The organism is Arthrobacter sp. Dra40, assembly GCF_059091905.1.
This window is the reverse complement of record NZ_JBNHHB010000032.1, coordinates 1-13991: the sequence shown is the minus strand read 5'-3', so window position 1 is coordinate 13991 and position 13991 is coordinate 1. Positions and strand designations below refer to the sequence as shown.

Below are 13991 nucleotides of genomic sequence, written 5' to 3'. Positions count from 1 at the left end.
CCGCACGATCAGAAAAGGTGTTCATGAAAGACGTCCTAGAGGAGAAAATTCCGCCCGGAGAGGTGGAGGCGGCAAGCGCCGTGGAGCCTGAGAGGATCTCGCCCAAGCGCGTTGCCGCCGTGATCACCGCGCTGGTGCTGTCAGCACAGATCATGATCCTCAATGAGACGGTGCTGACCGTCGCCCTCCCCAACCTGATGGCGGACCTCAGCATCGAGGCAACCACCGCGCAGTGGCTGACCACCGGCTTCATGCTCACCATGGCCGTGGTCATTCCGACCACCGGTTTCATGCTGCAGCGCTTCACCACCAAGGGCCTCTTCGTCACCGCGATGCTGCTGTTCATCGTCGGCACCGCCCTCGCGACCGTCGCCCCGACCTTCGCGGTCCTGCTGATTGCCCGTATCGTCCAGGCAGGCGGCACAGCGATCATCCTGCCGCTGCTGATGACCACCACCCTGACGTCCGTGCCGGTCCAGCACCGCGGCACCGTGATGGGACTGAACTCCGTGGTCATTTCCGTGGCTCCGGCCATCGGCCCCACTCTCTCCGGCGCCATCATCAACACCTTCGATTGGCGCTGGGTCTTCGGCCTGATGGTCCCGGTTGCCATCATCGTCTTCCTCTTCGGCGTCTTTGCCATCAAGACCAACAAGGAGACCCGCAAGGCGCCGCTGGATGTCCCGTCGGTGATCCTGTCCGCGTTCGCCTTCGGCGGCATCGTCTACGCCCTCTCGTCCATTGCCGATCTGATGCACGGGGCGTGGGCTCCGGTCGTGGCCCTCGTGGTCGGAGGCATCGCGCTGGTGCTGTTCATCAACCGCCAGCGCGCGCTGCGCAAGACCGAGTCGGATCTGCTGGATCTGCGGCCGTTCAAGGTGCGCAACTTCCGCGTCTCCGTGGTCATTGTCATGATCGCCATGGCGACCATGCTCGGCACCGTCATGGTCATGCCGATTTTCATGCAGAACGGCATGGGTTTGGGCACCCTGACCATCGGCCTGGCGCTGCTGCCCGGCGGATTAATCCAGGGCGTCGTTTCCCCCATCGTGGGCCGCATCTACGACAAGGTCGGTCCCCGCCCCATCGTGATTCCCGGCGCCGTGCTGCTGGCCGGGGGACAGTGGCTGCTGGGCAGTGTCCACGTCGACACCGCGGTGGCAACGATCATCATCTTCCACACGGTGTTCTGCATCGGCATGGCCATGCTGATGACTCCGCTGATGACCGTTGCCCTGGGTGCGCTGCCGCGTGAGCAGTACGGCCATGGCAGCGCCATTATGAACACGCTGCAGCAGCTGGCGGGCGCCGCCGGCACCGCGGTGCTCATTGCGGCCATGACGATCGGTACCACTCTGGCTGCATCCAGCGGCGTCGCAGACAATGTTGCGCTGGTCGACGGCGTTCGGGTCGCGTTCACCGTTGGCGGGATCCTCGGCCTCGTCGCCATCGTCTGTGCCCCGTTCGTGCGCCGGCTGAAGCAGGACCAGGACCACTAGGGGCCTGGCGGGTCCTGCTCTCGCCACAACGAAGCCGGCCATCCCCGAAAGGATGGCCGGCTTCTTCCATCCGGTTGTGCGGCGGCGTTACGCCAACAGCCGGATTACGGGGCGGTCTCCAGAACCGGCGCCTCCGGTTCCGCCTCTTTGACGCCGTGCAACCCAAAGAAACTCAGGAGAGCCGCGGCCAGCGCTGCGATGGCCACCACCAGGAACGCCTGGGTGAACCCGCTGCCCAGGGCCTCGAGCGCGAATTGGCTTGCGCCCGATCCGGGCACGCCCTCCGGGATGCTGTTGAGCGCGATGGGGCCGCCTGCCTCGGCGATGCCCATCGCCGGACCCAGTTGGTCCGGGGCCAGACCGGATGTCCGCAGCGAGCCCATCAGCTGGCCGCCGGCGGTGGACAGCGCGATGGCGCCCACCAACACCGGGCCCAAGGCGAAGCCAAGGTCGCGCAAAAGGTTGGTCGTAGCGCTGGCCATGCCGGTCATCTCCCGCCGCACCGAGTTCACGGCGATGGCCGTCATCGGGCTCAGCGTAAAGGCGAAGCCCAGCCCGACCAGCAGCGACGGCAGGACAAACGTGGTGACGTCGCGGCTGGTCACGTCGGCATGGGAGTTGATCAGGGCGCCCATGCCCATGGCCAGGAAGCCGAAGGTCATCAGCCAGCGGGAGGAAACCCTTGCCTGGAGCCGGGAGAGCACGGGAATCAGCACGAAGGCCGGGCCCTGCAGCAGCAGGAAGAGCAGTCCGAGGTACAAAGGATTCTGGTGCTGCACCGGGCCAAGCCACATGCTGGTGGAGAAGCACGCCCCCAGGAAAGCGAACATGCCGACCACTGCCACGATCGAGGAAATGGTGAACTGGCGGTTCAGGAAAAGCCTTAGCTCCAGCAGCGGCGACTCCACGCGCAGTTCGATCGCCACAAAGACCGCCAGCAGGGCGGCGCCGGCGACCAGCGCGGCCAGCACGTGCGGGCTGGTCCAGCCGTCTTCGGGACCCTGCACCAAGCCAAACAGAACCAGAATCAAACCCAGTGCGAAGGTGATCTGGCCCCAGATGTCCAGCCGGCGCTCCCGGGCCACTTTCGCTTCGGCGGAACGCAGGGCGGTCAGCAGCAGGGCGGCCAGGGCGGTCACCACGACTGCCGCGTACGCGCCACGCCACCAGCCGAAGCCGGCGAACACACCGCCCAGCAGTGGTGACAGCGCGGAACCTGCGGACAAAAATCCTGCCCAGATGGCGATGCCGCGCACCCGCTCCTGCATTGTGCGGGCCACCGAGGCGACCAAGGCCAGCGATGCGGGGAAGATGGCGCCGGCACCAAGACCGTTGATGGCCGAGCCGATCCACATGGCCTGGACCGTGGGGGAGATGGCGCAGACCAGGGAACCGATCATCACCAGGACGGCGCCGCCAAGGACCAGCTTGCGGTGGCCGTACTTGTCCCCCAGCACCCCGAAGGTCAGTTCGAAAACGACTACCGGGATCATGAAGGCCGCGGTGATCCAGGTCAACTGGGAGCCAAACGTATTGAAGGTCAGTTGGAACTCGCCGTTGAGGGCACCTGGCAGCGCGTTGGCAATCTGGGCAACCATGACCGCCAATGAGGCAGCCGCCAGGGTGCCCTTGCTGCGCGCCGGTGCTGCTTCTACCGGAGGCGCCTGGGGCGGTGGATAGGGCTGCGGTGACGAGGCGTGGGTCCCCTGGTCCTGACTCATATGAAACTCCCTTGGCATGGTGCGGGCGATGTGTTGAACGGGTGTCGCTTGGGTCGTGCTTCGCTGCGGTCTGGGGTGCTGTTGCGGCCGGTCGGCGGCGCTGTTCGACGTCGGCCCGGCGCAGTGCAGGCTCAGTCCTCACCATCGAGGTCGCGGGTATCGGGACTTCGGAGGCCCCGCTGGCCGGTGAAGTCGCAGGGCATCCACCGGCGCGGCCGCACCGAGGCTGTGATTCGCACAACAGAGTCACTGTGATGGAGCCAACAGTAGTGATTGGGAATACACAGTGTCAAGTAAGCACTCTCCATGTTGTGCAGAGGGCCTGCTTGGAGGCCCGGTCGTGCACCGAACCGCGCCGTCAACGGCCGCGTGGGCCCTGCGTGTGGCTGCGCGTGGTCCCAAGGCGTCGCGGCCGCACGTTATTCTGTGTGCCATGGCAACACTCCGCGAAGCCCAAAAACAGCAGACCAGAAAGCTCCTCTTGGAGACCGGTCTGGAGCTCTTCGAGTCCAAGGGCTATGCGGCCACCACGATCGATGACATTGCGGCAGGCGCCGGAACTACCAGGACCACCTTTTACCTCCACTTCGCCTCCAAGGCCCAGCTGATGGGCGACGTGGTGAAGTCGGTGGACGCGATCCTGACAAGCGTTGACGATCCTCCCCTGTCAACCGTGGTGGAAAAGGGCCAACGCGACCTGGTCCGCACCTGGCTCAACCGCAAGTTCGACCAGTGGGAAGAGACCCGACCGTACCTTCACGCCGTGTTCCAGGCAGCGCCCATCGAGCCGGAAGTCGCACAGGTCATGGAGGACTGGTTCCGCGACGTGGCAGCTGACATGACAGCGGGGCTGGACCGGTCCGGACGGTTTGACCCGGCCAGCCGACAGATCCGCTGCGTCCTCGCCTTCGGCCAGCTGGAATATCTCTCCCAGCGCTGGATTCAAACAGGCTGGATCATGGACCGCGAAGTGTGCCTTGAGACCCTGACGGACTCCTGGTGCCACCTGCTGTCCGAAGAGTAAACCGGCCGCTCAGCCCTCGCGGGCTCCCGCCAGCAGTTCGGCCAGCGCACCGCGGCCCAGCACCGGCTGGCGGTACTCATCACTGAGGATCTGCATCATCGAGCCGGCATAGTCTTCATTGGTCGAGGCCAGCACGTCTTTGGCGAAGACCACCCGGAAGTTGTGGGCGAAAGCATCAGCAGCCGTTTGTGCCACGCAGTTGTGGGTGGCAACGCCGGCCAGCACCAGCCGTTCCACGCCATCCCGGCGCAGCCGCGCGGCCAGATCGGTCCCGAAGAATGCACTGTCGCGGGTCTTGACGACGCGCTCCAGGCCCTCGGTCTGCAGTCCGGGGAGGAATTCGGCCTGCTCGGTGCCCTCGAACAGAAACCCCTGGTCGTCGTCGAGCATGCTTAGCGTCCAGGTGGAGCGGTCCCGGCGGTGCTGCGTATAGACCATCAGCACCGGCACCTGCGCCGCCGTCGCTGTTCTGGTGAGGAGATTGGCCGACTCCACCACGGCTTCCTGCCGCTTGGCCAAGGCAGGGTCCTCGAAGTACGCGTTCTGCAAGTCGATCATCAGCACCGCTGTTTTCATGCCCTCCGCCTTCTGCCGGCCGTCGTTGCTTCCATCCTGTCAGGTGCCCGGGCCGTTTGGGTCTTGACGCGCCAGCACGGACAGGGTGTGGTGTGTAATACCGGCCGAAAGGACAGCACCATGCATTCGCTCTGGCTCGACACCGCACCAGGGATTCCTGCTGATACCTACACCGGCCAGACCGGGTTCGACTCGGTGGTGGTGGGGGCCGGCCTGACCGGCCTGGCCACCGCTGTCCTGCTCGCCAGGGCCGGGCACCGGGTTGCCGTGCTGGAGGCCCGGTTTGTCGGAGCGGCCACAACCGGCAATACCACCGCCAAAGTGTCCCTCCTGCAGGGCAGCCAGCTCTCGCGCATCACCAGCCACCACAACCCGGACACTGCTGCCGCCTATGTTGCGGCCCAGCAGGAAGCGCAGGCGTGGATTTTGCGGTACTGCGACGAGCACCAGGTGGGGTACGACCGGCGCGATGCCTACACCTACGCCACCACCACCCAGGGCGCCGAGGACTTGGCCGCCGAGCAGCGCGCCAGCGAATCCGCCGGCCTGCCGGTAGAGACAGTTTCCGGATCCGGCGACCTGCCGTTCGAAGTCAGCGGCATGCTCCGACTGGCCGACCAGGCCCAGATCCACCCCATGCACTTGCTTGCCGCACTGGTTGCAGAACTGCGCAGCCGCGGTGGTGTGGTCTTTGAGGGCATGCGGGTCACGGGGGTTGCTCACGCGGACGACGGCGGTGCCGGCACCGGGGCACGGAGCGTCACCGTGCGCACGGGGCTGGGGGATCTGCACACCGGAATCCTGGTACTGGCCACCGGAACACCCATCCTCAACCGAGGGGGCCACTTCAGCGTGCTCACGCCCAGGCGTTCCTACGCGGCCGCCTTTACGGTCCCTGGCCGGATTCCCGCCGGAATGTTCTTGTCCATCGATTCGCCCACCCGTTCGCTGCGAACGGCACGCCACGGGGACCGTGAGCTCCTGCTCGCCGGCGGCAACGGCCACGTGGTTGGCCGGCAGGACCATACCCGCGGCAACGTGGACGACCTGCTGCGCTGGGCCCAACAGCATTTTCCGGGCGCCGACCCCACGCATACCTGGTCGGCCCAGGACTATGAACCGGCAGGAGCTGTGCCCTACGTGGGGCCCGTTTTGCCTGGGGAGAAACGGATCATGGTGGCCACCGGATTCAACAAGTGGGGCTTAACCAACGGCGTGGCGGCGGCGCTGGCGCTCTCGGCCTCCATCCTGGGCGGGGACAACCACTGGGCCAAGGATCTGTACAAGTCGCGCATCTCGGGCCGGGACGCTGTCAGTACTGCCGGAACCAATCTCTCCGTCGGGTTGGAAATGCTGTCCGGCTGGCTGGGCGGTTTGACCCGGACCGCGCAGACCGCGCCGCCGGAAGGCCAGGGGACGGTAATCCGCGAAAACTCGCGGCCAATGGGCATCTGCACTGTGGACTCTGCCACCCACAGGGTCAGCGCGGTCTGCACCCATCTGGGCGGGGTCCTGAGTTGGAACGACGCAGAAGGCAGCTGGGACTGCCCCCTGCATGGGTCCCGCTTCAGTGCGGACGGAAAGGTACTCGAAGGCCCGGCCGTCAAAGACCTCGAGACTCGGTAGCGCCTTGGGATTGGCACCGACACACCGGTACGCTAGTGCGGATGCCTCAGCTGAAACGCCGCGCGGCCGCCCTCGGTACCGCCGCCCTGATGTCCTTGTCCCTGGCCGCTTGCGGCTCCGACTACCCGCTGGGTCCTGAGCAGGAAGCCGCTGCCCGGCAGGGCTCCTCCCTCTCGGGCACACTGACGGGGGCGGGAGCGTCGTCCCAGAACGCGGCCATGGACGCGTGGGTGGCAGGGTTCGGACTGCTCCATTCCAACGCGCAGGTCCAGTACTCCCCGGACGGCTCCGGTGCCGGCCGCACCGCCTTCCTGGCCAATGCCGTCGATTTCGCCGGCTCGGACGCCTATCTGGACGACGAAGAAGTGGAACAATCGCGCAAGGTCTGCGGACCGGAGGGCGGGTTTAACGTCCCGGCTTACATCTCGCCGATCGCCGTGGCATTCAATCTTCCGGGCGTCACCGACCTGAACCTGGACGCTGAGACCATCGCGAAAATCTTCCAGGGCAAGATCAAGTCGTGGAACGATCCGGCCATCGCGCAGCACAACCCGGGCGTCAAACTGCCCGATCTTCCGGTCACTCCGGTCAACCGCTCCGAGGACTCCGGCACCACCGAGACCTTCACCGAGTATCTGCACGCCGTGGTTCCGGACGTCTGGACTCCGGAACCGAGCGACACCTGGCCGGGCGAGTACGCCGGGGAGAATGCGCAGGGAACCACGGGCGTCGTCAGCATGGTGGCCGGTACTCCCGGAGCCATTACCTACGCGGACGATTCCGCCGTCGGTGCCCCGTTGGGCCAAGTCAACCTCAAGGTCGGCGACGAGTACGTCCCGGTGAGCGCAGAAGCCGCCGCCAAGGCACTGGACCAGGCGAAACCTGTCGAGGGGCGGCCGGAATATGATCTGGCTTTGGAACTGGACCGCAGGACCACTGCGCCCGGAGCCTACCCGCTGATGCTGGTCTCCTACCATATCTACTGCACCACGTATGAGGACCAGGACAAGGTGGACATCGTCAAGGCCTTCGCCGAGTACGTCCTGAGCCCCGAAGGCCAGGCCGACGCGGCGGACTCCGCCAAGAGCGCGCCGCTGTCGGAGGAGCTGTCGAAGCGCGCCGTGGACGCGGTGGAGCGGATCAGCGTCCGCCCCTGACCGCGGCAGCAGCATGCCGCCCGGCTTAGCTGCCTGAACCGGTGCCGTCCTCCTTGGCCCGCGGTTTGGGCAAGCCGGGATCGTCCTGCAGGGAATCGCCGGCCCCACCGGCCGCCTTAGTGCGCAGCTTGCGGAGTCTGCCGGTTCTCAGGCCCCGTGCCGTGCGGCTTTCCGGTTCCTGGATATCGGGCGCCCGGCTGTAGGCGTTGGCGTCCTCATTGCGGGGAAGATCGCGTCGTGTCGAGGCGGCAGGAGGGAATCCGCCGGCGAACGTTCCGCCGTAAAACTGCTGGCCGCCCTGCGCGTGATCGGCCGGCGGGTCGTGCGTTTCGGACCCTCCGGACTCGACGAAGTCCTTGAAGCGCCACAACTCGTTGCGCACCTCCCGGTGGGCAGACCCCAGCCCCGAGCCTGCCTTCTCCAGCAGTGTTCCCGGCTCCCAGTCGATGTGCACGTGCATTGACGTGGTGTCGGCGTCGACCGCGCCGAACGTCACGGTGCCGCTGTGCCGGACCCGGCCTTCGCCACTCCACACGATCCGCTGCCCGGGCTCGTCCTCGGTCACAGTGGTATCGAATTCACGCTGCTTCCCGCCCACTTTCGTGACCCAGTGGTGCGTGGTGTCGGTCAAGCGGGTTACGGACTTCACGCCGTGCATGAACGAGGGAAAGTAGTCGAAGCGGAGCCACTCGGCGTAGACCGTCTGCGGTGGCCGGGCGATTTCGACCGTTTCATCCACACTTGCCATGGTCATCCTCATTCCACCGGGGAACGGCGCCGCGGAAGCCGCCTGCAACGGCTGCCACTTGGCCTTAACGCTACAGAAGGGCCTGCGGCTCGGCAATGAATTGCCTCGTCTGCTGCGCATCCGGGCAGTTCACGGCAAAGGCCCCCTCCGTCCGGCCAGAGAGGGCCGCCCCGGCGGCATTGGGTAGTCTGTGTGATAAACCACTGCGTTGATGTTGAGGGGGCGGTATGCCGCGCTGTTTTCCGGAACAGCCTGAGTTCGGCCGGGACCGGCATGCCGAACGGGAGGTCTGGGAGGCCCTGGTGCGCACCCTGCCCCCGCACGCCTCCCTGCTGCATTCGGTCAACATCATCGAAAACGGCACCGAGCGGGAGATCGACCTCTTGGTCATCTGGCCTGGGGTCGGCATCGCGGCGGTTGAAGTCAAAGGCGGGCACGTCAGCTTCGACGGCGGCCAGTGGTACCAGACCAGCAATGGCCGGCAGCACCGCATGAAGGACCCGTTGGTGCAGGTCCAAGACGCCCGGCATATGCTTCAGCGGTACCTCGGCGCCCAGCTGGGACTGGGACGGAAGGTCCGCTTCGCCCATTTGCTGGCATTTCCCTACACCTCAGTACCGCGGCACTGGGACATTCCCGGCCTCAGGCGCTCCATGGTGATCGGGAGCCAGGACCTGAAGTATCCCGACGACACCGTCCGGGAAGCCATTAATTTCTGCGGCGACGGCGACGGCGAAACCTCCCCGGAGGTAGCCGACCGCATCTTGGCGCGGTTGACGCGCCCTCTGCTTGAGCCCGGCGCACTTTCCGTGGCGGCTGAGCACGAAAGCCGCGCCGCCCAGATGACCCGGGACCAGTCGGCGATATTGGATGTTCTAAAGAACCAGCCGAGGGCCCGCATTATCGGCGGGGCAGGTACCGGCAAGACCTGGCTGGCGATGGAGCAGGCACGCCGGCTCACCCGCGCCGGAAAACGGGTGGCGCTGCTGTGTTACAGCCGTGGCTTGGCCAGGTACTTCCAGACCGAGACCGCCGGATGGAAGCCGTCCGATCGACCTGCCCACGTGGGCATGTTCCACGACCTGCCGGTTCGCTGGGGCGCCCATCATCCGTTGGATCCCCGGCTGCTGACTGACCAGTACTACGAGCACTATTTGCCCCGGACGCTGAAACGGTTGGCGAAGAACCAGCCGGGGTACGAACTTTTCGATGCCGTCGTGGTGGACGAAGGCCAGGACTTCGGAGCGCTGTGGTGGGAGGCCGTCCTGGTGTGCTTAAAGGATTCTGCAGCCGGCGGTCTGTATGTGTTCATGGACGAAGACCAGCGGATTTTCGGCCGTGACGGCCGGCCGCCGATCGAAGCGCCGCCCTTTGTCCTCAACGAAAACCTCCGGAATACCAAGCAAATCGCTGCACTGTGCGGGGCGCTGTCCACCGAACTGGTGATTCCCCGGGGCCTGTCCGGTCCGCGCATCCGGTGGGTGGAGGCGCCGGCAAGCACTGTCATCCCGCGGGCCGATGACGCCGTGACCCAACTGGTCGAGCACGAAGGCTGGGCTCCGCAGCAGGTGGCGCTGCTGACAACCAAGCGCAAGCATCCGGTCCAACAACAAGACGTCGACGCGCTGGGCTGGCGCGGATACTGGGACGCATTTTTTGACCACAGCGACGTGTTCTACGGAAACGTGCTGGGGTTCAAGGGACTGGAACGTTCAGTGGTGGTACTGGCGATCAACGGATTCGGCGACCCGAAGCGGGCCCGCGAAATGCTCTACGCCGGCTTTTCCCGCGCGCGGAGCCTGTTGGTCGTCGTCGGCGAGCGTTCGCTCATCGCCGGAATTGGCGGGCCTGCCGTGGCCAAGCGGCTGACCCAGGCCGAGCCCTGGAACCCGCAGGAGTAACGCCCGGCTGACCCATTGACTTTTGCACCCCCGCGGAGGATTCTAAAACCACTAATTCGGTTTTTAGAAGGTGGGGAGGTTCCCATGGCTACCACCACTCCAACTCTGCAGCGGGTCCGGACCGAACCCGCCTACGGCGCCTTCTGGCTGCTTAGGCTGGGTTTCACCGTCTTGCCGATCCTGATGGGACTCGACAAGTTCTTCAATCTGCTCACGGACTGGGAGCAGTACCTGGCGCCTTGGGTCGTGAGTCTGCTGCCCGTGAGTGCCCATATGGCCATGCTGATCGTCGGCGTGGTGGAAATCGCCGCCGGCGTGATGGTCTGGCTGAAACCTCGCTACGCCGCATACGTCGTGGCACTCTGGCTGGCGGGCATCATCATCAATCTGCTGACCCTGCCAGGCTTCTACGATGTCGCGCTGCGAGATGTCGGCCTGATGCTGGCGGCGCTGACCCTGGCACGGCTGGCCACCCAGTTCGATCCGGCTTGGCACCGCACCCGGTGATCCATCGAGCCCGCGCCCGCCTTCAGTGCCCGGTGAAGGCGGGCGCTTCCTTGGCCAGGAAAGCATCCCGCCCAATCCGGGAATCCTCGGTGGTGAAGGCCTGGCCGAAGGCCCGGCGCTCTACCAGCAGCCCGTCACCGGTGGGAACCCCCAGGGCCGCATCGACTGTCCGCTTGGCATTTGCGACTGCGGCGGGTGACTTCGCGGACATTTCCCGACAGGTGGCGGCTGCGGCATCCAGCATGTCGTCCTTGCTGGCGAAGACCGCATTGGCCAGTCCGATCCGGAGCGCTTCGTCTGCGCCGATGCTCCGTCCGGTGAAGATGAGTTCCTTGGCACGCCCGGGGCCAACCCGCTGCGGCAGCCGAACGGTCCCGCCGAAGCCCGGTATGAGGCCCAGCCCGACTTCCGGCAGGCCAAACTTGGCGTTCGAGGTGGCGTAAATAAAGTCGCACGCCAACGCCAGTTCCAAACCTCCCCCCAACGCGAACCCATTGACGCACGCCACCACCGGAAGATCCAGGGTTTCCAGCACCCGGGTCAGGTCCTGCATGGCCGCACTGTGTGCTTCCGCTTCCTCCGGACCCATGGAGGCGAGCTCGCGGATGTCGGCGCCGGCGGCGAAGGCCTTCCCGCCGGCACCCGTGATCAGGATGCTGCGCACCTCCCGGCCCTCCGGCGAGCGGACGTCCGCGACAAACTGCGCCAGATCCGCCACCACTTGGGTGTTCAGCGAGTTAAGCGACTCGGGACGGTTAATGACCACGGTGGCCAATTCGCCAAGGCATTCGAGCTGGAGGGTTTCGTAGGTCTTTTCCACAGCCCCACTATGCCACGCCGAAGGGCACGAACCGGGACTTAGTCATCCCCGCAACAGGGCCACGGCGTCGGCCACCTGCTGCCGGCCGCCCGCCACCGACCAGCGGTAGCCACCCACCTCCACGACGGCGGTGGAACCGCCGGCCGCTTCCACCAGCGTCTTGCCCGGAAGCCAGTCCCAGTCAGGCAGCCCTTGCTGGTACCAGACGCCGAAGATGCCCGCGGAGGTAGCCGCCAGCTCGCAGGAGGCCGAACCCCAGGTTCGGTACGTGGCCGAGCCCAGCAGTGTGCGCAGGTACGGATCGCCCGCGGCTTCATCGCGCAGATACGTATGGTGCAGGTACGCCGACGCGCTGCTGGCTGCCAAGGGGGCACTGGTGATATCACTCACCCGGAATCCGTTCCTGACCGTGGGCAGGTTCCGCCCGCCAATCCACAGGACGTCCTCGGCCGGATGGTATACCGCACCCAGCCGGGATCCGGCGTCGTCGGTCAGGGCCAGCGCCGAGCACCAGTAGTGGCCGCCCGTGAGGAAGTTGTAGGTGCCGTCTACAGGGTCGATGACCCATGTTCGGCCCGAGGTTCCCTGGTGGGTGGAGCCTTCCTCACCCAAGATCGAGTCCTGCGGCCGCAACTGCCGCAGGGTGTCCACCACCAGCTTTTCGGCGGCATGGTCGGCAGCGGTCACGACGTCGGAGATGCTGGTCTTCTCTTCGAAGGTCGTCACCCCGGAACGCATTCCGTTGGCCAGCGTGCCGGCGGCGCGCACCAGCCAGGCCGCGAGTTCGGTGTCGTCCAAATGGTCAGGGCTGCTCACGGTCATAGCTGAAGCCTAGCCAAACGCACCGGAGAACGAGGACAGCTGGCGGGTTGTTACCGGCGGCCGCGGCGTGGCCCGCGGCCCTTGGGCGTTCGCCCGCCGCCAGCCCTGCCTTGGCCCTGGCCGGACTGCTTGCCGCCGGATCCTGGTGCCCGCCCCGTCCCGGACCCCTTCCCGGCGCCCTTTCCGGAGCCGGCACCTTTGCCCGCGCCGGAGGCTCCGCCGTCGCTCCTGGCGCTGTTCTTGCGGCCCTTGCCCTTTACCTGCTGCTCCTGCACCGAGGGCTGACGCGAACTGCGGGCGGTACGGCCCCGCACGATGCCGATGAACTCTTCAATGGCGGGGTCGGTCCGGTCGGCCAGCCACGCGAGGCCGATCTGGGTTTCGGGCTGCCCGGTGACGGTCCGGTACACCACGTCCTTGCGGTTATAGAGCCGGGCCACGGACATCGGCAGGATCATCAGCCCTGCCCCCGACGCCACCACTTCGATGCCGGTCTTGGCGCCGCCCATCTGCTCCGGGTCCAGAAAGTTCTCGCCGGCGATCTCCTCGTAGGGCACCTCGTCGTCGTAGAGGGCAACGTCGTGTTCCTTGGGAGCGACCACCACGGGCAGTTCGGCATACAGCGGGATGATGCTCAGCCCCTCCCGATCCACCGGCAGCCGCACGAAGCACAGGTCCGCCCGGCCGTCATGCAGGATGGCTGTTTGCTCGTCCTCGGGGCATTGGAAGGCGGTCAGCGGGACATCCGGCAGCCGGTCGGCCCATCGGCTGGTCCACTTCCCCGGCGTCACCCCCGGGACATAGCCGACCTTGAGTCCGGCCAGCGGGGCCGTCGTTTGCGGCTTTGGGTCTGCATCCTGCACTTCATCACCGTAGCGCAGGGCGGCTAGGCTGGGTTCATGAGCGCGAAATCCTCCCAGTCCATGAAACCGGCCACCGCCGCCAAGAAACTGGGCATTTACCTGCCCGCGGCCCCGCAGGAGTTCCAGGACAACCTGATCTCGCGCGAAGAGTTCAACCAGTTGCAAACGGATCCGCCCGAGTGGCTGGCCGAGCTGCGCCGCAACGGCCCGCACCCGCGTCCCGAGGTAGCCCGCAAGTTGAACGTCTCCATCTCCGGCCTGGCCCGCGGTGGCATCAGCGAACCGCTGACGACGGCGGAGATCACCGCACTGCTCCAGGATCCGCCGGAATGGCTGGTTGCCGAACGCGCCTCGTTCGCGGCGGTCCGCGCGGAAGAACAACGGGTGAAGGCCGGCGGCAAGCAGGGCTGACCGCCGTGGGTCCGGCCGGGTGGCGACCCCTACCCCGGCCGGCGCCCCTGCTCGGCGCAAAGGCGGGAGCTGCGGGCCGGGCACACACCGCCGCCGCCCAACGGCTCTTTCCTCAACTCCGGGGGGAACGGCCGCCGCCAACGGCTCTTCCCCAGCTCCGCGGGAAAGTGGCGGTCCGTAGGTTAACGGCAAGAGCCCCGGTCCGTAGACCGGGGCTCTTGCTCTGCGTGCGCGAGGGGGGATTTGAACCCCCACGCCCTTTCGGACACTGGCACCTGAAGCCAGCGCGTCTGCCGTTCCGCCACTCGCGCGCAGT

General features: G+C 66.3%; 13 protein-coding genes and 1 tRNA gene. 7 read left to right on the top strand and 7 right to left on the bottom strand.

Annotation, left to right across the window (positions count from 1 at the left end; genetic code table 11):
- Positions 1-23: 23 nt before the first annotated feature.
- Positions 24-1499, top strand: coding sequence for an MDR family MFS transporter (locus AC5RWT_RS15125; RefSeq protein ID WP_494080876.1), 1476 nt, complete (start codon positions 24-26; stop codon positions 1497-1499).
- A gap of 104 nt (positions 1500-1603) precedes the next feature.
- On the opposite strand, the gene AC5RWT_RS15120 is transcribed toward AC5RWT_RS15125, so the two are convergent.
- The gene (locus AC5RWT_RS15120) at positions 1604-3220 is read right to left on the bottom strand and encodes an MFS transporter (RefSeq protein WP_494080875.1); all 1617 of its coding nucleotides are present in this window, start codon (positions 3218-3220) and stop codon (positions 1604-1606) included.
- Positions 3221-3653: 433 nt separating this feature from the next.
- Between AC5RWT_RS15120 and AC5RWT_RS15115 the strand changes: the two genes are divergently transcribed.
- Positions 3654-4244, top strand: coding sequence for a TetR/AcrR family transcriptional regulator (locus AC5RWT_RS15115; RefSeq protein WP_494080874.1), 591 nt, complete (start codon positions 3654-3656; stop codon positions 4242-4244).
- 9 nt (positions 4245-4253) lie between these two features.
- Here the strand turns inward: AC5RWT_RS15115 and AC5RWT_RS15110 are convergent, their stop codons facing one another.
- Positions 4254-4820: a cysteine hydrolase family protein gene (locus AC5RWT_RS15110; RefSeq protein ID WP_494080873.1), complete on the bottom strand. Its 567-nt coding sequence runs from the start codon at positions 4818-4820 to the stop codon at positions 4254-4256.
- A 120-nt stretch (positions 4821-4940) separates the two neighbouring features.
- Here AC5RWT_RS15110 and AC5RWT_RS15105 point away from each other — a divergent pair, with 120 nt between their 5' ends.
- Together AC5RWT_RS15105 and pstS are read left to right on the top strand one after the other, a co-directional pair.
- On the top strand, positions 4941-6446 hold the full coding sequence (locus AC5RWT_RS15105; protein WP_494080872.1) for an FAD-dependent oxidoreductase: 1506 nt from the start codon (positions 4941-4943) through the stop codon (positions 6444-6446).
- A gap of 41 nt (positions 6447-6487) precedes the next feature.
- Complete coding sequence (gene pstS, locus AC5RWT_RS15100) at positions 6488-7603, top strand: phosphate ABC transporter substrate-binding protein PstS (protein ID WP_494080871.1); 1116 nt, start codon at positions 6488-6490, stop codon at positions 7601-7603.
- 25 nt (positions 7604-7628) lie between these two features.
- Here the strand turns inward: pstS and AC5RWT_RS15095 are convergent, their stop codons facing one another.
- Positions 7629-8351 carry an SRPBCC family protein gene (locus AC5RWT_RS15095; protein ID WP_494080870.1) on the bottom strand — a complete coding sequence of 241 codons (723 nt, stop codon included), beginning with the start codon at positions 8349-8351 and terminating at the stop codon, positions 7629-7631.
- A gap of 227 nt (positions 8352-8578) precedes the next feature.
- On the opposite strand from AC5RWT_RS15095, the gene AC5RWT_RS15090 reads away from it, so the two are divergent.
- Together AC5RWT_RS15090 and AC5RWT_RS15085 are read left to right on the top strand one after the other, a co-directional pair.
- The gene (locus AC5RWT_RS15090; protein WP_494080869.1) at positions 8579-10252 is read left to right on the top strand and encodes a nuclease-related domain-containing DEAD/DEAH box helicase; all 1674 of its coding nucleotides are present in this window, start codon (positions 8579-8581) and stop codon (positions 10250-10252) included.
- A gap of 84 nt (positions 10253-10336) precedes the next feature.
- Entirely contained in the window at positions 10337-10759 is a 423-nt protein-coding gene (locus AC5RWT_RS15085) for a hypothetical protein (RefSeq protein WP_494080868.1), read from the top strand.
- Positions 10760-10781: 22 nt separating this feature from the next.
- On the opposite strand, the gene AC5RWT_RS15080 is transcribed toward AC5RWT_RS15085, so the two are convergent.
- Genes AC5RWT_RS15080 through AC5RWT_RS15070 form a run of 3 tightly spaced genes read right to left on the bottom strand, consistent with a single transcriptional unit; the run spans position 10782 to position 13264 of the window.
- Positions 10782-11579 carry an enoyl-CoA hydratase/isomerase family protein gene (locus AC5RWT_RS15080; protein WP_494080867.1) on the bottom strand — a complete coding sequence of 266 codons (798 nt, stop codon included), beginning with the start codon at positions 11577-11579 and terminating at the stop codon, positions 10782-10784.
- Between the two features lie 42 nt (positions 11580-11621).
- Complete coding sequence (locus tag AC5RWT_RS15075) at positions 11622-12401, bottom strand: inositol monophosphatase family protein (RefSeq protein ID WP_494080866.1); 780 nt, start codon at positions 12399-12401, stop codon at positions 11622-11624.
- A 50-nt stretch (positions 12402-12451) separates the two neighbouring features.
- Complete coding sequence (locus AC5RWT_RS15070; protein WP_494080865.1) at positions 12452-13264, bottom strand: LysR substrate-binding domain-containing protein; 813 nt, start codon at positions 13262-13264, stop codon at positions 12452-12454.
- Positions 13265-13300: 36 nt separating this feature from the next.
- Here AC5RWT_RS15070 and AC5RWT_RS15065 point away from each other — a divergent pair, with 36 nt between their 5' ends.
- On the top strand, positions 13301-13675 hold the full coding sequence (locus AC5RWT_RS15065; RefSeq protein ID WP_493972217.1) for a DUF5997 family protein: 375 nt from the start codon (positions 13301-13303) through the stop codon (positions 13673-13675).
- 228 nt (positions 13676-13903) lie between these two features.
- Here AC5RWT_RS15065 and AC5RWT_RS15060 read toward each other — a convergent pair.
- Positions 13904-13986, bottom strand: a tRNA-Leu gene (locus tag AC5RWT_RS15060).
- Between the last annotated feature and the right edge of the window lie 5 nt (positions 13987-13991).